16 protein-coding genes and 1 tRNA gene are annotated in these 19,611 nt (G+C 66.3%); 7 read left to right on the top strand and 10 right to left on the bottom strand.

The window, feature by feature from the left end; all coding sequences use genetic code 11:
* Positions 1–36 precede the first annotated feature (36 nt).
* The gene (locus QA600_RS14505) at positions 37–1,218 is read left to right on the top strand and encodes a GTP-binding protein (RefSeq protein ID WP_278292662.1); all 1,182 of its coding nucleotides are present in this window, start codon (positions 37–39) and stop codon (positions 1,216–1,218) included.
* On the opposite strand, the gene QA600_RS14500 is transcribed toward QA600_RS14505, so the two are convergent.
* Entirely contained in the window at positions 1,213–1,371 is a 159-nt protein-coding gene (locus QA600_RS14500; protein ID WP_169331752.1) for a hypothetical protein, read from the bottom strand. The genes QA600_RS14505 and QA600_RS14500 overlap by 6 nt on opposite strands.
* Before the next feature lie 151 nt (positions 1,372–1,522).
* On the opposite strand from QA600_RS14500, the gene QA600_RS14495 reads away from it, so the two are divergent.
* Entirely contained in the window at positions 1,523–1,690 is a 168-nt protein-coding gene (locus QA600_RS14495; protein ID WP_278292661.1) for a hypothetical protein, read from the top strand.
* 25 nt (positions 1,691–1,715) lie between these two features.
* Here the strand turns inward: QA600_RS14495 and QA600_RS14490 are convergent, their stop codons facing one another.
* From QA600_RS14490 to QA600_RS14480, 3 genes are all read right to left on the bottom strand, one after another.
* Positions 1,716–2,705, bottom strand: coding sequence for an mRNA 3'-end processing factor (locus QA600_RS14490; protein WP_278292660.1), 990 nt, complete (start codon positions 2,703–2,705; stop codon positions 1,716–1,718).
* Positions 2,706–3,389: 684 nt separating this feature from the next.
* Entirely contained in the window at positions 3,390–5,081 is a 1,692-nt protein-coding gene (locus tag QA600_RS14485; protein WP_278292659.1) for an ATP-dependent DNA ligase, read from the bottom strand.
* A 93-nt stretch (positions 5,082–5,174) separates the two neighbouring features.
* Positions 5,175–6,335: a glutathione-independent formaldehyde dehydrogenase gene (locus QA600_RS14480; RefSeq protein WP_278292658.1), complete on the bottom strand. Its 1,161-nt coding sequence runs from the start codon at positions 6,333–6,335 to the stop codon at positions 5,175–5,177.
* A 198-nt stretch (positions 6,336–6,533) separates the two neighbouring features.
* Here QA600_RS14480 and QA600_RS14475 point away from each other — a divergent pair, with 198 nt between their 5' ends.
* Complete coding sequence (locus QA600_RS14475) at positions 6,534–7,172, top strand: molybdenum cofactor guanylyltransferase (protein WP_278292657.1); 639 nt, start codon at positions 6,534–6,536, stop codon at positions 7,170–7,172.
* Positions 7,173–7,263: 91 nt separating this feature from the next.
* Entirely contained in the window at positions 7,264–9,003 is a 1,740-nt protein-coding gene (gene ilvD, locus QA600_RS14470; protein WP_278292656.1) for a dihydroxy-acid dehydratase, read from the top strand.
* A gap of 229 nt (positions 9,004–9,232) precedes the next feature.
* Here the strand turns inward: ilvD and QA600_RS14465 are convergent, their stop codons facing one another.
* The 3 genes from QA600_RS14465 to QA600_RS14455 form a co-directional block, all read right to left on the bottom strand.
* A complete protein-coding gene (locus tag QA600_RS14465; protein ID WP_278292655.1) occupies positions 9,233–10,597 on the bottom strand; it encodes a cell surface protein in 1,365 nt (454 codons plus the stop codon).
* A 272-nt stretch (positions 10,598–10,869) separates the two neighbouring features.
* Entirely contained in the window at positions 10,870–11,301 is a 432-nt protein-coding gene (locus tag QA600_RS14460) for an FAD synthase (protein ID WP_278292654.1), read from the bottom strand.
* 82 nt (positions 11,302–11,383) lie between these two features.
* Positions 11,384–11,878 carry a Mov34/MPN/PAD-1 family protein gene (locus QA600_RS14455; RefSeq protein ID WP_278292653.1) on the bottom strand — a complete coding sequence of 165 codons (495 nt, stop codon included), beginning with the start codon at positions 11,876–11,878 and terminating at the stop codon, positions 11,384–11,386.
* A gap of 104 nt (positions 11,879–11,982) precedes the next feature.
* Between QA600_RS14455 and QA600_RS14450 the strand changes: the two genes are divergently transcribed.
* The gene (locus tag QA600_RS14450) at positions 11,983–13,887 is read left to right on the top strand and encodes an OB-fold nucleic acid binding domain-containing protein (protein ID WP_278292652.1); all 1,905 of its coding nucleotides are present in this window, start codon (positions 11,983–11,985) and stop codon (positions 13,885–13,887) included.
* A gap of 52 nt (positions 13,888–13,939) precedes the next feature.
* Complete coding sequence (locus tag QA600_RS14445) at positions 13,940–17,125, top strand: PAS domain S-box protein (RefSeq protein WP_278292651.1); 3,186 nt, start codon at positions 13,940–13,942, stop codon at positions 17,123–17,125.
* Between the two features lie 22 nt (positions 17,126–17,147).
* On the opposite strand, the gene QA600_RS14440 is transcribed toward QA600_RS14445, so the two are convergent.
* Entirely contained in the window at positions 17,148–17,471 is a 324-nt protein-coding gene (locus QA600_RS14440; RefSeq protein WP_278292650.1) for a hypothetical protein, read from the bottom strand.
* A 122-nt stretch (positions 17,472–17,593) separates the two neighbouring features.
* Here QA600_RS14440 and QA600_RS14435 point away from each other — a divergent pair, with 122 nt between their 5' ends.
* The gene (locus tag QA600_RS14435) at positions 17,594–18,538 is read left to right on the top strand and encodes an A/G-specific adenine glycosylase (protein WP_278292649.1); all 945 of its coding nucleotides are present in this window, start codon (positions 17,594–17,596) and stop codon (positions 18,536–18,538) included.
* 38 nt (positions 18,539–18,576) lie between these two features.
* Here QA600_RS14435 and QA600_RS14430 read toward each other — a convergent pair whose 3' ends face one another.
* Together QA600_RS14430 and QA600_RS14425 are read right to left on the bottom strand one after the other, a co-directional pair.
* Positions 18,577–19,140: a hypothetical protein gene (locus QA600_RS14430; protein WP_278292648.1), complete on the bottom strand. Its 564-nt coding sequence runs from the start codon at positions 19,138–19,140 to the stop codon at positions 18,577–18,579.
* A gap of 343 nt (positions 19,141–19,483) precedes the next feature.
* A tRNA-Val gene (locus QA600_RS14425) sits at positions 19,484–19,558 on the bottom strand.
* Between the last annotated feature and the right edge of the window lie 53 nt (positions 19,559–19,611).

Below are 19,611 nucleotides of genomic sequence, written 5' to 3'. Positions count from 1 at the left end.
CGTTTAGTAGCCGGCTTTCGTGCTGTACGGTAGGACATGCCAGGAACGGAAGCCGATCGCATCCCGGTGACGATCGTCAGCGGCTACCTCGGTGCCGGCAAGACGACGCTCGTCAACCACCTGCTCACGAACGAGGCGGGGCACGAGATCGCGGTGATCGTCAACGACATGGGAGAGGTGAACATCGATGCGGACCTGATCGCCCGTGAGAACGAAGAGGAGGGGGTGATCGACCTCTCGAACGGCTGTATCTGTTGTCGGCTACAGGGCGACCTACTCGAGGAGGCCCGTCGGCTCGCCGAGAGCCGCGAGTTCGACTACCTGCTCGTCGAATCGTCGGGAATCAGCGAGCCGATTCCGGTGGCGCGAGTGTTTCTCGAGGGAACCGAGGAGAGCGAGATCGATCCGACCGAGCGGTTCCGCCTCGATACGATGGTGACCGTCCTCGACACCTACGGCTTCTGGAAGGAGTTCGACGCGGGCGCGACGCTCCCCGAGGGTGCCCAGCCCGACGAAGAGCGGCCGCTGAGCGAGGTTCTCGTCGAGGGAGTCGAGTTCTGTGACGTCCTCCTGTTGAACAAGACCGACATGGTTCCCGACGACGTCCTCGAGGAGATCGAGACCGTCGTCGATCGGCTTCAGCCGCGGGCCGAACGGGTGCGAACGACGTATTCCGAGGTCGACCCCGACCTCGTACTGGGGACGGGGCGGTTCGACTTCGAGGACGCGAAGCGCTCTCAGGGATGGAAACGGGAGCTGCGCGGCGAGAGCCACGACCACGGGGACGCAGAAGCGGAACACGAGCACGGGAAAGCGGATGCGATGCACGATCACGATCACGAGGATCACGACCACGGCCCTGGCCACTCTGCCGCCGACCTCCACGGCGTCTCCTCGTTCGTCTTCCGGGCCGACGACCCCTTCCGACCCGACGAGCTCGGCGCGTGGCTCGAGGAGTGGGACGGCTCGATCATCCGCGCGAAGGGGGTCTGTCACGTCGCCGGCCGCGAGGAGGTGATCGGGCTCAGTCAGGCCGGCCCCGCGGTGCAGGCGGGACCGATCGGCGAGTGGCGGCCCGACGACGATCGGCGAACGCAGCTCGTGTTCATCGGCCGCGAGATGGACGAGGAGCGGATTCGCGAGGAGCTCGAGGCGATGCTGGTCGATCCGGACGAACGCGACGGAGCCGAGAGCTGGGCGGATCCGTTTCCACTATGACTCGAGTTCGTCGCTGAGCTCGTCCCAGGACTCGTGAAAGCCGTGGGTCGACTGCGTCGTCACCGACTCGGGGAGGGCGTTCTGGTAGACGTCGTCGTACTCGAGCAGCTGGCCCCAGCCGTCGGTGAACGAGTAGTTACAGTACTTGCACACGGAGACGGGTAGAACCGACGTCGACATACGCCTTTCCGTCGCCGCCACGAAAACCTATCACCGACGCTGAAACCGGCTCCCGATCCAACAGAGCCATACCGGTGTATCGTCGAGAGCGGGTATCCGACGGCCCGCCGCCGGACCATCGACAATGAACACGAACGGAAACGGCGCCTACGTCGCCAGCACGACCGACGTCGTCGAACGCTCCTGTGACCACTGCGAGTGGCACGCCGTCGACGACGCCTACCCCGCCCTGATCGAACGGTACCAGGATCACCTCCGCGAGGCCCACCCGCGAGTCTGGCTCCGACGGTAGCCCCATCCCGCGCTGTCCGACCGACTCAGAAGTCGCCGAGCGAGCGCTGGTTACGGACCAGCGGGTACGCCTCGTAGCCCTCGACCGTCTCGAGATGCGTCGCGAGCTCCGCGGCGGAGCCGTGCTGGGTGTAGACGACGTCGGGATCGACGCCGCGAACGACGTCGACGAGTTCGGTGAAATCGCAGTGATCGGAGAGCGGAAACGTCACGTCGTAGTCGCCGCGGTACTGGAAGCTGTCGTCGATCGCCCACCCGGAGAACCCGGCCTTGATCGCGTCGGCGTCGCGGACCAGCGCGTCGACGAACGAGAGCTTGCTCGTCTGGGAGGGCAGAATCAACGCGTCGCCGGCGCCGAGCTCCGTCTCGTCGCGGTAGCGCCGTGCGCCGAAGTCGATGTCGTAGTGGTCCTCGACGACCGCGTTGATTCGTTCGGTCGCCTGCGTGACGAACAGTCGATCCCGCGAGGATCGATTCACCAAAAGCTGCAGCTCCTGGGCCCGTCCGAGGGTGTAGCCGAACAGGAGCACCGGACGATCGGCGGTGTCCTCGAGCCAGTCGACGATCTCGGCCTCGACGGTCTCCTGGGGCGGCAGGACGTACTCGGGCTCGCCGTAGGTCGCCTCGATCACGAGCACGTCGGCGTCGACGGCGTCAGGATCGAACCCCTCGAGGTAGAACCGGTCTCGCGTCGAGCAGTCGCCAGTGTAGCAGTAGGTCGTTCCGTCGGGATCCGCGATGTGAGTCGCGCGCGAGCCGGGGACGTGGCCGGCGTCGTGAAGGTCGACGGCGGGATGTGTCGTCCGCTCGAGCGGGGTGTCCTCGCGTCGAACCCGCGCGAGCGCCGCCGTAACGTCCGAGCAGATCACGGCGCCGGGGTCCTCCCGATAGAGGTGGTCGCCGTGAGCGTGGCTCAGCACGCGAATCCCGTCGCTCGAGCGCTCGCCGTCGCAGACGACGGTCTCGCCGTTCGTCAGATCGAACCGGATCCCGTCTCCGAGGCGAACTCGACGCATGTGCTATCCCGCAGTATGGCCGAGACGATGATGGGCGGCGTGCTTGCACTCGGTCGCGACGTCCACATCCACCACCTGTCTTCGATCCGTCGACGCCTCTCGGTTACGACCCTCGAGACGACACTCCTCGCGCATTGGCTCGCCGAGCCCCGGTCCGTCGTAGCGAGGGCCGCCGAGCGGCGAACGCCAGCCGACGGTCACCAGTCGACGCCTCCGGAGTCCTGCTCGAAGCCGGATCTAATAATCGGCGCGAGCAGTCCGGACGCGAGCATCAGACAGAGTCCGACGACGATCAAAACGATGCCGAGGTCGGACACTAATGCTCAGCTCCGAACGGCTGGTCGTCGTGGACCCGCGTTTCGCGGCCCGCGAGCGGGCGGTGGTTCGAGGCGGCGGTGTCGATACGGTCGGTCGGAGTAGGGTCGAACTCGTTCATTTTTGAGATATGAGATTACGGCATGGGCGGTCCTTCGGTCGCCGTCGCCGACGACTTGTGATGGGGCGTCGCGGACGTAGTGAGCGCGGGCGTTGTCACTCGGCCCGGCGATGCAGCTAACCCGAATTCCGCGCCAGGACCGGTCGCTTACCGTCGAACTGGGACGTCTCGTAGTAACGGGCGACGGTCGGATAAACCGTCGCCAACCGTAGTGAAAGTGAAAGTCTTGGGCGAAGGGTGAGGAGTCGCTACTGCGCCTCGAACAGCGCCTCAACCCGCTCGAGCGTGTCGACGTCCGACACCGAGAGATCCTCCCGCCGGCGCACGAATCGGGGAAATCGCAGCGCGTAGCCCGAGTCGTACGTCGGCGAAGACTGGATCTCCTCATACTCGACCTCGAGGACGACCTCCGGGCGAACGTTCACGTCGCGACCGTCGGTTTCGGTGATCAGCGGCTCGAGGGCGTCGGTGAGGGCGGCGAGCTGTTCGTCGGTGTACCCCGTCGCCAGCCGGCCGACCTCGCTGAGTTCGTCGCGTTCGGTGTCGCGACAGGCGAGGTAGAGCCGACCGAGTTTTCCCTTCCGGCGGCCCTCGCTGTACTTTCCGCGGGTGACGACGACGTCGAGGGGCTCCATCGTTGGCTTGACCTTCAGCATGTAGCCGACGCGCCGACCCGGCTGGTAGGGAACCTCGAGGTTCTTGCACATTAGCCCCTCGTGGCCGGCGGCGAGGGCGTCCGCGTAGAGCTCGCGGGCCGGCTCGGGGTCGGCGGGATCGAACCGGACGTGCTGTGCCGGTTCGATCGCCCACTCCTCGGGCTCGAGGACGGAATCGAGGCGAGCGAGGCGCTCCTCGAGCGATTCCTCGAGCAGCGACTCGCCCTCGAGCGAGAGCAGGTCGAAGAGGTAGACGACGACCGGCGTCTCCTCGGCTGCCGCCTCGATATCGTGTTCTCGAGTGATCCGGGTCGAGAGCTCCTGGAACGGCGTCAGCGCCCCGGTGTCGGGATCGTAGCCGACGATCTCGCCCTCGAGTACGCAGCTGTCGGCCGCGACGCGCGTACGGACGCTCTCGACGACGTCGGGAAACTGCTCGGTGATCTCCTCGAGCCGGCGGGTGAAGGCCCGCACCTCGTCGCCGTCCTTGTGAATCTGAACCCTGACGCCGTCGTACTTGTACTCGGCCAGCAGCGGCCCGTCACTCGTCGCAACCGCGTCGATCCCGTCCTCGACGCTGTCGGCCGAATCGGCGAGCATCACCTGCAGCGGCCGGAACAGCTCGATCTCGAGGTCACGGAGGCCGTTGACGCCCGACTCGCGGGCCGTTCGGGCGACCAGCGGGTAGTCGTTCGTGAGCTGGTAGGCGTACTCGACGGCGTCGGTCGCCTCGTCGCTCCCGTCGAGGGCCGCCTGGGCGATGGCGTCGCGGATCGTCCCCTCACCGATGCCGATCCGAAGGTGGCCCAGAACGGTACGAACGACGTAGCGCGCCTCCTCGGGCTCGGCATTCGAGAGCAGCTTCGCGACGGCGTCGATGCGGCGCTGCTGGCTCCCCTCGCCCTCGTACTCGAGAAGGTCCCGAAGCGTCTCGAAAACTGACCCGACGGTCAGATCGGTCGAAAACAGCGTCTGCTGGGTCTGGTTTGCGACGGCTTCGGCGGCGGCAGTGCCGAGATCCCCGGTCTCGCGCCACGTCGTTCGGATCTCGGATTTGGCGACGCCGGTCGCCTTGCGGATCGCCTCCAGGGTGAGACTCGAGGAGATACCGAGATCGGCCCCCTCGTACGCTGGCGTTACCTTCCCGCGAAACAGCGGCAGCAGTCGCTCGAGCTCGTCGGTCGTCGCCGCCTCGAGGACCGACGCGACGATCGCGGTCTTCTCGTCGGTCGAGGCGGTCGCGGCGATGCGGCGATAGGACTCGACGAGGGCGGCGTACTGCATGAACAACTGAAGTAGGCAGCGAAGCGATAAAACTCCGTAGCCGGCACGCTCGCGGCCGGAGATCGCACAAAAAAGTTGTCGTTGGCTGTCGGCTCAGGGCTCGAGCAGGACCTTGATAACGCCCTCCTCGCGGTCGTCGAAGCGCTCGTACATCTCGGGGGCCTCCTCGAGGTCGACCCGGTGGGAGACGACCCAGCTGGGGTCGGCCCGCCCCTCGATGATCATGTCGCGGAGCTGGCGGTTGTACTGCTTGACGTTACACTGACCGGTGCCGAACTTGTGGCCCTTCTCGAAGAGCTTCCCGAAGTCGATGCCGAGTCGGCCCTGCTGGGCCATCTCGTCGGGTCCGCCGGGATCGGAGGGGACGTACAGTCCCGGAATACCGAGCTGTCCGGTCGGCCGCACGGTCTGGATCAGCTGGTTGAGCACGACCGCGGGGTTCTCGCGGGCGGGGTCGTAGGCGTCGTCGCCCGGATCCGTCTCGGGGTCGATCGCCTGGTAGCCGACGGCGTCGACACCTTTGTCGACCTGGTCGCCGTGTGCGTCGACGATCTGGTCGACGGGGTCGCCCTTCTCGAAGTTGATCGCGTGAGCGTCGCAGTGATCCTCGGCCATCTCGAGGCGGCTCGGCACTCGGTCGACGACGTAGATCTCGGAGGCGCCCTGGATCTTCGCGCTGTAGGCGGCCATCAGACCGACCGGGCCGGCGCCGTAGATGGCGATCGACTCGCCCGGCTGGAGGTCCGCCAGACGGGTGCCGTGCCATCCCGTCGGGAAGATGTCCGCGAGCAAGGCGAACGAGTCCTCGTGTTCGTCGCCTTCGGGCAGTTTCAGGGCGTTGAAATCGGCGTACGGGACCCGAAGTTTCTCGGCCTGGCCGCCCTTGTACGGCCCCATCGCGACGTAGCCGTAGGCGCCGCCGGCGAAGCCGGGGTTGACGTTGGTACAGAAGCCCGTGTAGCCGTCCTCGCAGTTCTGGCAGAAGCCACAGGCAACGTTGAAGGGCATCACGACGCGGTCGCCCTCCTCGAGCGTCGTGACGGCGTCACCGACCTCGCTGACGATCCCCATGTTTTCGTGGCCGAAGACGATTCCCTCCTCGGCAGCGGTCCGGCCCTCGTACATGTGGAGGTCCGAGCCACAGATACAGCTCGTCGTAATGTCGACGAGGACGTCGTTCGGATGCTGGAGCTCCGGTTCGTCGACCTCCTCGATAGCTACCTCGTGCGGTCCCTGGTATACGACAGCGTTCATTGACATTCGATATCAGACTCCACGGTACCTGCCACGAATTCGTGGGTAAATGTTGCTGTGATTGGTTCCTCAGTTGTTGTGTGAAGTTATTATTCTATGGTAGATATCTAGTATTCCCCCTCGTGTCGGAATCGGACGAACGGTCGGTTTCGCATCGTCCCCGACAGGTATTACGGCCCTCCACACCAAGCGGCGACCATGAGTTCCCAGCGATCACTGTCGGGGGTCGTCCTCGCGGGCGGCTACTCGACCCGGTTCGGCGAGGACGACAAGGCGGTCGCGGAGCTCGCGGGAACGCCGATGATCCGGCGGGTCGCTGATCAGCTCGCGACGGTCTGTGACGAACTCGTAATCAACTGTCGCGAGGACCAGCGCGAGGCGATCGAGGCGGCGATGGTCGACTTCCCCGAGCCCGTCGCGTTCGCGACCGATCCCGAACCCGACCGCGGACCCCTCGCGGGGATCGCCGTCGGACTCGAGACCGCCACTCGAGAGTACGCCGCCGCCGTGGCCTGCGACATGCCGTTCGTCGACCCTACCCTGCTCGAGGCGCTGGCCGACCGCGCCGAGGGCCGCGACGGGGCGCTCGTCGAACTCGAGGACGGCTGGTACCAGACGACTCAGGCGGTCTACCGAACCAAGCCGATGGCCCAGGCCTGCGCCGACGCCCTCGAGGGCGAGGACGGGCGGATTCTCGCGGCCGTGGAGGACCTCGACGTCGTCGTGGTCGACGAGGACGAACTCGAGGGAGTGAGCGGGGACACCTTCGAGAGCATCGACACGCAGGAGGCGCTTCGGGAGGCAGCCGCCCGATTCGAGACACCGAGCCACGGCTAACCGCTCACCGAGCCCGGTAGCCGGGGAGCCGATCGCCAGCAACCCTTGAGGAGAAGGCGTGACTTATGTCCCCTCGAGACAAGGGCCGATCATGAGCAGCGACGATCGGTTCGACCACGGGAAAGACGAGCGACTTCAGAGCCGCGAGGTCACGGAGGGCGCCGAGAAAGCCCCCCATCGCGCGATGTTTCGCGCGATGGGGTTCGACGACGAGGACCTCTCCTCGCCGATGATCGGCGTGGCGAACCCGGCCGCGGACATCACGCCGTGTAACGTGCATCTGGATGACGTCGCCGACTCGGCCCTCGAGAGTGCCGACACCGCCGGCGGGATGCCCATCGAGTTCGGCACGATCACGATTTCGGACGCGATCTCGATGGGGACCGAGGGGATGAAGGCGTCGCTGATCTCCCGTGAGCTGATCGCCGACAGCGTCGAACTCGTCAGCTTCGGCGAGCGCATGGACGGCCTCGTCACGATCGGCGGCTGCGACAAGAACATGCCCGGCATGATGATGGCCGCGATCCGAACCGATCTCCCCTCCGTCTTCCTCTACGGCGGGTCGATCATGCCCGGCGAGCACGAGGGGCGGGACGTCACCATCGTCCAGGTGTTCGAGGGCGTCGGCGCCTACGGCACCGGCGAGATGGACGCCGAGGAACTCGATGAACTCGAGCGCAACGCCTGTCCCGGCGCCGGCTCCTGTGGCGGAATGTTCACCGCGAACACGATGGCCTCGGTCTCGGAGGCCCTCGGCCTCGCTCCCCTCGGCAGCGCCTCCCCACCCGCGGAGGACGAGGAGCGCTACGACGTCGCCGAGCGCGCGGGCGAACTCGCCGTCGAGGTCGTCGAGGCGGACCGCCGCCCGTCCGATATCCTCACCCGGGAGTCCTTCGAGAACGCCATCGCACTCCAGACCGCGATCGGGGGCTCGACCAACGGCGTCCTCCACCTGCTGGCGCTCGCTCGGGAGGCCGGGATCGACCTCGAGATCGAGGACTTCGACGAGATCTCCCGGCGCACGCCGAAGATCGCCGACCTCCAGCCCGGCGGCAACAGCGTGATGAACGACCTCCACGAGCTTGGCGGCGTGCCGATCGTCGTCCGACGACTGCTCGAGGCCGACCTGTTCCACGGCGATGCGATGACCGTCACGGGGCGGACGGTCGCCGAGGAGCTCGAGCACCTCGAGGCCGAGCGCGGGCTCCCGGACGACGAGGAGATCGAGGCCGACTTCCTCTACACCGTCGACGAGCCCAAACAGGAAGAGGGCGCGATCAAGATCCTGACGGGCAACCTCGCCCCCGGCGGCGCCGTCCTCAAGGCGACCGGCGAGGACCAGTTCCACCACGAGGGGCCGGCCCGGATCTTCGAGACCGAGGAAGAGGCCATGCGGTACGTCCAGGAAGGCGACGTCGAGAGCGGCGACGTGATCGTCATTCGCAACGAGGGTCCCCAGGGCGGACCGGGGATGCGCGAGATGCTCGGCGTCACCGCCGCGGTCGTCGGCGCCGGCCACGAGGACGACGTCGCGCTGATCACCGACGGACGGTTCTCCGGCGCCACGCGGGGTCCAATGATCGGTCACGTCGCGCCCGAGGCCGCCGTTGGCGGCCCCATCGGGCTGCTCGAGGACGGCGACGAGATCACCGTCGACATCCCCGAGCGGACTCTCGCGGTCGACGCCAGTGACGAGGAGCTCGAGGCTCGCCGCGAGGAGTGGGACCAGCCGGAGCCGGCCTACAACGCCGGTGTGCTGGCGAAGTACGGCCGGGACTTCGACTCGGCGTCGAACGGTGCCGTGACCAATCCGGGCGTCAAGCGGGAGTAGCCTCCCTTCGATTTCCTGCACGGGGCTTTCCCGGTCCCGTCCCCGACTACGAACAGAACGAGGGATGCACAAGTATTGTTTCGAGTGTGACTGGAAGGCGAGTACGGATGACGGGGATAGCGAGCAGGAGGTTTCGCGGAAGGCGATCGAGCACTTCGTCGAGACCGGCCACACGGTGGACTCGATACGGCTTCCGCCGTCGTGCGTCAACAAGAACTAGCGGCGCCGATCAGAACGGTGGCGAGTTCGGAATCTCGCCGTCGCCGTCACTGAACACGCGAACCCCCAGTCCGTGGAAGTCCGGGATTGCGGGTGCGTCCTCCTCCTCGTCCCGTGCGGCCTGTAGCTCCTCTTCCTCGTAGTCGTCGATCGGATCCGGCTCGACGACGTCGACGATCTCGCGGCTCTCGATATCGAGCACCGAGAAGCCCGGCGTGACGCCGGTCGCGGCGTGAGGGTCGCCCGACAGCGGGACGGGACCGCGCAGGGTGACGAACATGTACTTCCCGTCCGGTGAGGACCACATGATGTCGGGTGCGTCCCGATCCTCGGGGTCGTCGGATTGGGCGGGTCCGAAGGCGTCGATCTCTTCGACGACCTCGTCGGTCTCCGGATCGACGATGACGCCGTCGTTGGTCTCGCGGTTCAGCACCCACAGCTCCTCGCCGTCGGGAGTGAACCAGAAGCCGTGCGCGTCGACACCTTCGGTGCTCTCGCCGTCGACGATGATCTCGTCCTCCTCGACGTCGTAGACATAGTACTTGCCGACGCCGTCCTCGCCTTCCTCGGGATCCGACGGCAGCCCGGCGGTGAGGTAGAACTTCCCGTCCTCGAAGTGGGGCATGGTTCCGCAGTTAGCCGGCAGCTCGTCGCCGGAGTAGGCCCGTTCGACCTCGAAGCTGTCGTGGTCGACGATGACGACGCCGGCGTCGTGGTAGCTCGGACCGAGCGTGTGGATCGATCGCCCCTGCCCGTCGAACTGGTGACAGATCGGGTTCGCCGACTCGATGCCGGCCTCCTGGACCGTCTCGTCCTCGGCCAGATCGAGGCGGTCGACCTCCTCGAAGGACTCGTTCTCGAGGTCGGCCTCGACGCGGGCGACCGCCTCCTCGTCGATGACGTCGACGTGGATGTACTCGTCGTCGGGCGAGAAGATCGCCATGTGCGAACCGGGACCGGTCTCGACGTTGCCGACGAGCTCACAGCCCTCGGTTCGGAAGACGAGAACGCGCTGGCCGGCCGTGCACGCGATGGCAGCGTACTCGTAGTCCGAGCTGAAGTCGATCATGTGCGGGACGACGCCCTCCTCGGGGACGCCCTCGAGTTCGTTCAGGTCGACCGTCGTCTTCAGATCGAACTCGGCGTCGCCCTCGCCGGGTTCGTAGATGTGGACGTTATCGGTCCCCTGATCGAGCGCCCAGACCTCGTACTCGGCGTCGGCGTAGTCGGTCGTGTCGTCGGTCTCCTCGGTGTCGTCACCGTTCGAGTCGTCGCTCTCGTCGCCGTCCGTCTCGCTGAGACAGCCGGCGACGGCGACGATTCCCGCAGTCGTGCTTCCCGCGAGAAACCGCCTGCGAGTGGAGTTCGTCTGCATACCGAGATACTCTGTACTCCGTCCTCAAAAGTTTGCGGGTTTCAGGCCCTCTACCTCGAGAATTCAGAATTCTGGGCCATAGGAAGAGGCAAGATTTGTCTCACTCGAACGGGCCCGAACGCCGGAGACGCGAGCTACCGACCGTTTCGTCGAGGCCGGCCAACTCGGTACGGGTAGAACAGGATTATGTTTCCGCTATCTACGTTCCTCAGTGAGGGTATATTTTCCACACCCACAGTTAGCTAACTATCCCTCTCTCACCGCTATCGGCCTCAGCTGCGCCGCTCGAGTATTCGATCGATAATCAGTCGCGTCGACAGGATCTCGTCGTCGGCCGCCGGCTCGCGCGCGCTCGCTCGGCGAACCTCGCAGTCGACGCCGCGTTCCTCGAGCGCCGTCCGGATCGCGCCGGCGTCGTGGTGCTGGTCGTGGCCGAGCGCGATCACGTCGGGATCGATCTCCTGGATCGGGATGAAAATGTCCTCCTCGTGGCCCAGCAGAGCCTCGTCGACGGCCTCGAGCGCGCCGACGACGTCCCGTCGCTGGCTCGCCGGACAGACGGGCGCCTCCTTGTGATCGACGTTGGCCTTCCGGGCGACGATCACGTACAGTTCGTCGCCCATGGCGGCGGCCTCCTCGAGGTAGTGGACGTGTCCGGGGTGGAGGATATCGAACGTTCCCTGCGCGATGACGGTGCGGCTCATACCGTCGATCGCGCCCCCGTCGCCGGCCGTCGATCGGTGTTCGAGTCGTCGGTCGTCTCGAGCGGGAGAGTCGCGTTCGGAGTCATGAGAGATCCTCGTCGATATCGGCCTGCGTGAAATCGAAGAACTCGTCGCTGTCCGGAAGTTCGACGTCGATCACGTTCAGCGTCGTCGGCCGTCCCTGTGAGTCGAAGGCCTTCCAGTCGCTTCGGCGGTAGGGTGCCCCGATGATGACGTGAACGCTCCCCCGGCCGAACGTCTCCAGGTCCGCGCCGCTGGGACGGAGCACGCCGTTAGGATGGGAGTGGACGCTCCCCAGCGCCTTCACGTCGTTGGGAATCTGGCTCGTCCGGACCGTCGCGCTGACGCTGTTCGATTCGGTTCCCGGCACGACCAGTACGTCCGTGATGACGAGCCCGCTTTGCTCGAGTCCGAGCTCGCGAGCCTCGGTCCCGCGGAGAAAGCCCATATACTCGTCGGGGTGGGCCGCCTCGGAGGACTCGATGGCGAACTCGAGGGTCTCCTCGGCGATGCCGAGGACCTCGCTCGAGCGAAACAGCGCGTCGAACAGCCCCATACCCCTCCTCCGGGCTTCCGGTTGCTAAACGTTCCGAAAGGCCACCCAGCGGGTCGGCAGGCTTAACAAGGGTTATACGCGCCCGTCACAAACAACGGGCAACGATGACTGTTGAGTCCGCCGGAGACTCCGGCGCGGACGACGGGGATTCCGTCGTCTACGATCTTGCTGCCGACTGTACCGCAGACGACCTCGAACAGGACCGGCCGTATCTGGCCGAGATCAACGGTATCGTCGACTACGGCGTCTTCGTCGACCTCTCGGATTCGATCTCGGGACTCGTCCACGAGTCGGTCCTCGAGGGCACCTACGCCGTCGGCGACGAACTCGTCGTCGAGCTCGAGTCGATCCGCGAGAACGGCGACATGGCGTTCGAACCCGTCGACGTCGAGGAGTACACTCTCGAATCGGTTTCCCGTGACTACGCGCTGACCGGCACCAACCGTCTCGAGGCCAACGTCGGCGACCAGATCCACGTCGAGGGGAAAGTCGTCCAGGTCAAACAGACCGGCGGGCCGACCATCTTCCACGTCGCCGACGAGCAGGGCGTCGTTCCCTGTGCCGCCTTCGAGGAGGCGGGCGTCCGCGCCTACCCCACCATCGAGGTCGGCGACGTCGTCCGAGTCACCGGGATGCCCGAACACCGCGAGGGCGACGTCCAGATCGAGGTCGACGGCCTCTCGAAGCTCGAGGGCGAGGACGCCGAAGAGGCCCGCGAGCGACTCGAGGACGCCCTCGAGGAGCGCGCCGAGCCCCACGACGTCGAGCCGCTGATCGACTGGCCCGCCTTCGAGAAGCTCCGGCCCAACCTGCAGGAGGTCGCGACGCTGCTTCGCCGAACCGTCCTCGAGGGACGTCCCATCCGAGTCCGCCACCACGCCGACGGCGACGGGATGTGCGCCGCGGTTCCGGTCCAGATCGCCCTCGAGCGGTTCATCAGCGAGGTCCACGAGGACGAGGATGCCCCCCGACACCTCATCAAGCGGCTGCCCGCGAAGGCGCCCTTCTATGAGATGGAAGACGCCACGCGCGATCTGAACTTCGCGCTCGAGGACCGCGAGAAACACGGCCAGCAGCTTCCGCTTCTGTTGATGCTCGACAACGGCTCGACGGCCGAGGACGTCCCGGCCTACGAGACGCTGGCCCACTACGATATCCCGATCGTCGCGCTCGACCACCACCACCCCGACCCCGACGCCGTCGGCGGACTGCTCGACGCCCACGTCAACCCCTACCTCCACGACGAGGACTACCGCATCACGACGGGGATGCTCTGTGTCGAACTCGCCCGGATGATCTACCCGGACATGACCGACGAGCTCCGTCACATCCCCGCCGTCGCCGGCCTCTCCGATCGCTCGAAGGCCGACGCGATGGACGACTACCTCGCTCTCGCCGCCGAGGAGGGGTACGACGAGGATCGCCTGAAGGACGTCAGCGAAGCGCTGGACTACGCCGCCTTCTGGCTCCGGTACAACTCCGGTGATCAGCTGATCCAGGACCTGCTCCAGGTCGACAGCGACGACGAGGAGCGCCACCGCGAGCTGGTGTCGTTCTTCGCCGACCGCGCTCGCGAGGAGGTCGACGAACAGCTCGAGGCCGTCCTGCCCCACGTCGAACACGAGGAGCTCGACAACGGCGCCCACCTCTACGGGATCGACGTCGAGAACTACGCCCACCGCTTTACCTACCCCGCGCCGGGGAAGACGACGGGCGAACTCCACGACCGGAAGATCGAGGAGACCGGTGACCCCGTGATCACCGTCGGCTACGGCCCGGACTTCGCCGTCCTCCGCTCGGACGGCGTTCGCCTCGACATCCCGAACATGGTCTCGGAGCTCGAGGAAGAGATCCCCGGCGGCGGCGTCTCCGGCGGCGGCCACCTCGTCGTCGGCTCGATCAAGTTCGTCAAGGGCAAACGCGAGGAGGTCGTCGATGCCCTGATCGAGAAGATGGCCGAGGCCGACATCGACGAGGCGCTCTCGAGTGCGGCGCTGATCGACGACTAAAACCGGCCACACCCTTTATCACTCCGAAGTGAAAAGCGACGCTGCGTATCGAATGAGTTCGTCCCGAGACGACACGACGTTCGACAGCCAGGAGAGTTCGCAGGCGATCGTCGCGGAGCTGTCCGAGCTGGCGCTCCGGATCGATGACACCGAGGAGCTGCTGGACGCGGTCGTCGACGCCGCCACGGGGGCCCTCGAGGCCGACTCCTCGCTGCTCTTCGAGCGACTCCCCGGCGGGAACTGCGCGGTGTGTCGTCGGAGTACGGGTGCGAGCGACGACGCCGCGTCGACGACGGTCTCGCTCGACCCCGAGGACTCGCCCGTCGGACGGGCGATCGCCCGCGGCGAGCCCGTCGACGTCGACGAGCTGCGAGCAGGTCGCGAACTCGAGTGGCCGGATCGGCTGCTCGAACGCGACGTCCGGAGCGGGCTCTGGGCGCCCGTCGGCATCGACGACCCCTGGGGCGTCCTCGAGGTTCGCGCCGCGGTACCGAACGCGTTCGACGCGGACGACGCCGCGACCCTGCGGACGATCGCGAACGTCCTCGCTGGCGCGCTCGAGTCCGCGTCGTCGGACGCGGACGACGAGCTCGGCGGGGAGTGGACCTGCAAGGGGAAAATTCTGGAACGGAGCCCCGTCGGGATCACGGTCGTCGACGCCGACGGGACGCTGCAGTTCGCGAACGAGCGAGCGGAGGAGATTCTCGGACGGAGTCGCACAGAGATCGCCGACGTCGCCCACGACGACCCGCGCTGGGGGCTCGTCGATGCGAACGGAGAGCCGATCTCGACCGACGACCTCCCGTTCGACCGGGCCCTCGAGACCGGCGAACCGGTCACCGACGTGGAGCTCGGCGCGACCCGCCCGGACGGAACGCGAGTCTGGCTCTCGGTCGACACCGCGCCGTTGCGAACGGACGACACGGACCGTCCCGGCGTGGTCTTTGCGCTGACCGACGTCACCAACCAGAAACGAATCGAGACCGAGTTCGAGGAGATACTGGACCGGGTGACCGACGCCTTCTACGCGCTCGACGCCGAGTGGCGGTTCACGCACGTCAACGAGCGTGCGGCGGAGCTGATCGACGTCACGGGTCGAGGACTGGTCGGCGAGCGCGTCTGGGACGTCTTCGAGTGGGCCGCCGACTCGAAGCTCCGCACAGAGTACGAACGCGCCATGGAGCGCCAGGAGGCGTCCTCGTTCGAACTCTACTACCCCGACCCGCTCGACACCTGGTTCGAGATCCACGTCTACCCCTCGGAGACGGGACTCTCCGTGTACTTCCGGGATATCTCGGAGCAGAAAGAGCGGGAACGGCGCCTGCGCGAGGAGCGTGATCTCACTGACCGGATCATCGAGACGAATCCGACCGGAATCGTTACGCTCGGCCCCGACGGTTCGTTCGAGCGGATGAACCGACGAGCCGAGGAGATCACGGGGTACGCGGCCAACGAGCTCGAGGACCTCGCCGGCGGAACGGCCGGCCTCGATCCCGTGAAACCTGACGGAGAGCCGTTTTCACCCGACGAGATTCCGACCCGGCGGGTCTTTTCCGACGGCGAGACGATCCACGACCTCGAGATCGGGCTCGAGCGTGCCGACGGACGACGGATCTGGCTCTCGGTGAGCGGGACGCCACTGCGTGAGGACGGCGAGATATCGGGGGCGGTGTTCTCGTTCGTCGACATCACCGAGCGAAAGCGGATCGAAACCGACCTCCGGGAGAGCGAGGCGAAGTTCCGCCAGGTCACGGAGAACGTTTCGGAGGTGGTCTGGCTGAGCAGCCCGGAAAAAGACGAGATGCTCTACGTGAACCCGGCCTACGAGGAGGTCTGGGGCCGGGGTCGTGACTCGCTGTACGAGGACCCGGCGTCGTTCGTCGACGCGATCCATCCGGCGGATCGGGACCGCGTCCTCGAGGCCCTTCCCGAACAACGGGAGGGGACCTACGACGAGGAGTACCGCGTCGTTCGCCCGGACGGCGAGATGCGTTGGGTGCGGGATCGCGCCGTTCCGATCCGCGACGACGACGGCGACGTCTACCGAATCGTCGGGATCGCAAGCGACGTCACCGACCAGCGGAAGGTCGAACAGGAGCTTCGCGCGCGGGAACAGGAACTCTCACGGCTGATGGGCAACGTTCCCGGGATGGTCTACCGCTGTCGGAACGAGCGCGGCTGGCCCATGGAGTTCGTCAGCGACGGCTGTGAGGAGCTGACCGGGTACAGCTCGACCGTCCTCGAGCAGGGGGACGTGCAGTGGGGAACCGACGTCGTCGTCCCGGCGGACCGCAGGAAGCTCTGGGAGCGAATCCAGACGAACGTCTCCGATCGGGAGCCGTTCTCGGCGACCTATCGGATCGAAACCGCCGACGGGGACGAACGGTGGGTCAAAGAGACCGGGCGGGCGGTCGTCGAGGACGGCAGCATCGAGACCATCGAGGGAGTCGTCATCGACATCAGCGAGCGCAAGCGCTACCAGCAGCGACTCGAGGAGACGAACGATCGACTCGCGCGGACGAACGAGCGCCTCGAGCGATCCAACCACCGCCTCGAGAAGTCGAACGAGCGCTTAGAGCAGTTCGCCTACGCGGCGTCTCACGACCTCCAGGAGCCGTTACGGATGGTCTCGAGCTACCTTCGACTGATCGAAGACCGCTACGCCACGGAGTTCGACGAGGACGGACAGGAGTTCCTCGCGTTTGCCGTCGACGGCGCCGACCGCATGCGCGAGATGATCGACGGGCTGCTCGCGTACTCCCGGGTCGAGAACCAGGGCCAGGCCCTCGAGCCCGTCGACCTGGAGGACGTCCTCGAGGACGTACGCGACGACCTCCAGCTCCGGCTCGAGGAAAGCGACGCGGTGCTTTCGGTCGGCTCCTTGCCCCGCGTCGAGGGTGACGCCAGCCAGCTCCGACAGCTGTTCCAGAATCTGCTCGAGAACGCGATCGAGTACAGCGGCGAGACGCCCCCGAAAATCGAGGTCGAGGCCGAACGGAGCGGCGAGACGTGGATCGTCTCGGTCAGCGACGAGGGAATCGGGATCCCCGACGGCGAATCCGATCGCGTCTTCGAAGTGTTCGAACGGCTCCATCCCGTCGACGACCACGCTGGACCCGGGATCGGACTCGCACTCTGTCAGCGGATCGTCGAGCGCCACGGCGGGGAGATCCGGGTCGACTCCGAGTCCGGCGAGGGGTCGACGTTCACCGTTACGCTTCCGGCTCAGCAGCGCTGAGGCCGCCGCTCGCGCTCGTCGGTTAAAACTGGTAGCGTCGCTCGTCGTCCATGCTCGGATACTGGTCGGCGCCGGTCATCTCGTCGAAGGTCATCCCCGAGAGGTACTCGTCGTAGGTGACGTCGTAGCCCGAGCGCAGCTGGAAGTCGAGCTTGCCGCTCTCGACGGTCGTCTGGAACAGCATGTGGATCGCCCGGCGGACGAGTTCGTCGGTCGCCTCGGGCTCGAGGGCGGACTCGAGCAGCGCCAGCTCGTTTCTCGTTTCGCGATCGAGCGTGACAGTCAGCTCGTCGCCGACGTCGGCGTAGGACTCCTGGACGTCGTCGTTGAGATCGTCGAGGCTCATACGGGAGCGGACTCGTGCGGGCCGGATAGGCCTTTCGTGCTCGCCCGACGAGGCTCCTCGAGCACGTTCGAAGCGCGGGCCGATTCAGTAGACGTAAGCCGGGGGAGTCGCTAGAACGGCCGATGAGTGATGCCGACGCCGACGTCGACTCCGGGACCGACGAGCCGTCGGTACCCGACGACCTCGAGCCGGTCCGCGAGTCGCTGATCGCGTGGTACGAGGCCGACCACCGCTCGTACCCCTGGCGCGAGACCGACGACGCCTACGAGATCCTCGTCAGCGAGGTGATGAGCCAGCAGACCCAGCTCGATCGGGTCGGCGACGCCTGGGAGGACTTCCTCGAGCGCTGGCCGACGACGGCCGAGCTGGCGGCCGCGGATCGGGCCGACGTCGTCGGCTTCTGGACCGACCACAGCCTCGGCTACAACAACCGCGCGAAGTACCTCCACGAGGCCGCCCGACAGGTCGAGGCGGAGTACGACGGCGAGTTTCCGACGACGCCCGAGGAGCTCCAGGAGCTGATGGGCGTCGGTCCCTATACGGCGAACGCCGTCGCGAGCTTCGCGTTCAACAGCGGGAACGCGGTCGTCGACACTAACGTCAAACGCGTTCTGTACCGGGCATTCGACGTTCCCGACGACGATTCGGCCTTCGAGGAGACGGCCAACGAGTTGATGCCCGCGGGTCGCTCGAGGGTCTGGAACAACGCCGTCATGGAACTCGGCGGGGTCGCCTGCCGGCAGACGCCCCGCTGTGACGAGGTCGGCTGCCCCTGGCGGGAGTGGTGTTCGGCCTACGCGACGGGCGACTTCACCGCTCCCGACGTGCCGACCCAGCCCAGCTTCGAGGGGAGTCGACGGCAGTTCCGCGGGCGGGTCATCGGAACGCTTCGGGAGTACGACGAGCTCGAGCTGGACGCGCTCGGCCACCGGATCCGGGTCGACTACGTTCCCGAGGGTGAGTACGGGCGGGCGTGGCTCGAGGGGCTCCTCTCGGATCTCGCGGACGACGGGTTAGTCGAGGTCGAAAAACGGGACGGGGAACCGGTCGCACGCCTCGAGCGGTAGCTCCCTCGAAGCGGCTGGGAAATCATCGGTCGAGCGCGTCAGCTCGAGTCCGACGCCTCTTCGAACGGCGCCTCGACCTCCTGGGCCGCGTCGGTGTCGACGAACACCGCGAACAGCGCGCCGAGCAGGATCCCGTACAGTACGTGGCCGGCAAGGGTCTCGGCGGCGATCGCGGGGAAGACGGGGTCGGCGCCGCCGACCGAGATCAGGACGGTGCCCGCGATGACCGGGAGCAACGCCCAGACCGCCAGGCCGTAGACGAAGCCGGCGAGGACGAACCGCACCGCCATGCCGGTCTCCTCGAGGACGGTGAACTGGGTGTCGGCGGTGATCGTCCCGAGGATCGTCTCACGGGAGACGAGCGCGCCGAACACGACCCCGAGGACGAGCCCGTGGAACAGGTGGAACACCCAACCGAGCCCGCCGGCCGTATCGAAGCCGTAGATCCCGGGAATGACGTCGGTCACGATCTCGGGATCGATGACCCACAGCAGGGCGCCGAAGAGTAACGAGCCGACGATGCCCCCGATCGCGCCGCCGAGCAGCCAGTTCGTGCTGCCGCCGAGGCCGTAGTTCGTGGGACTTGCGGATTCAGTGCTCATACCGCTTCGTGCTAGCTCAATGCCGTAGAAAAGTGTTGGCCATGAAACACAAGATCGGCGGCAGCGGCCTCGAGTGGAGGGGTTTGGGGAAAGTTCTCGAGTAAAGGCGACTGGGGACTCGAGTGGCGGTGTTCGAACAACGCTCGAGTCTCGTCGAGGGAGGCTCGTGCGGTAGTAGATCGCTTCACGCGTCGCTTACCAGTCTACCAAAGAGGGACTGGGGCAGATTTGAACCACGGTCGTTCCGCTCACTTCGTTCGCTTCACTCCCTGGTTCAAACTGCCGTAACAATTTTGACGGAACGAACGACTCGCTTCGCTCGTCGTTGTTGTTCCGTCAAAAGTGGGTTGGGGCAGATTTGAACTGCCGGCCTCCTCCATGTCAAGGAGGTGTCATAACCAGACTAGACCACCAACCCGCCTGGTTTCGCGTCCGTGGCGTCGTGCGCCACCTCGCCTGCACTCGTTCGTT

The organism is Natronococcus sp. A-GB1, assembly GCF_029688845.1.
Classification (GTDB): Archaea; Halobacteriota; Halobacteria; order Halobacteriales; family Natrialbaceae; genus Natronococcus.
Note: the sequence above shows the minus strand (reverse complement) of the source record. Positions and strands in the feature narration are given on the sequence as shown.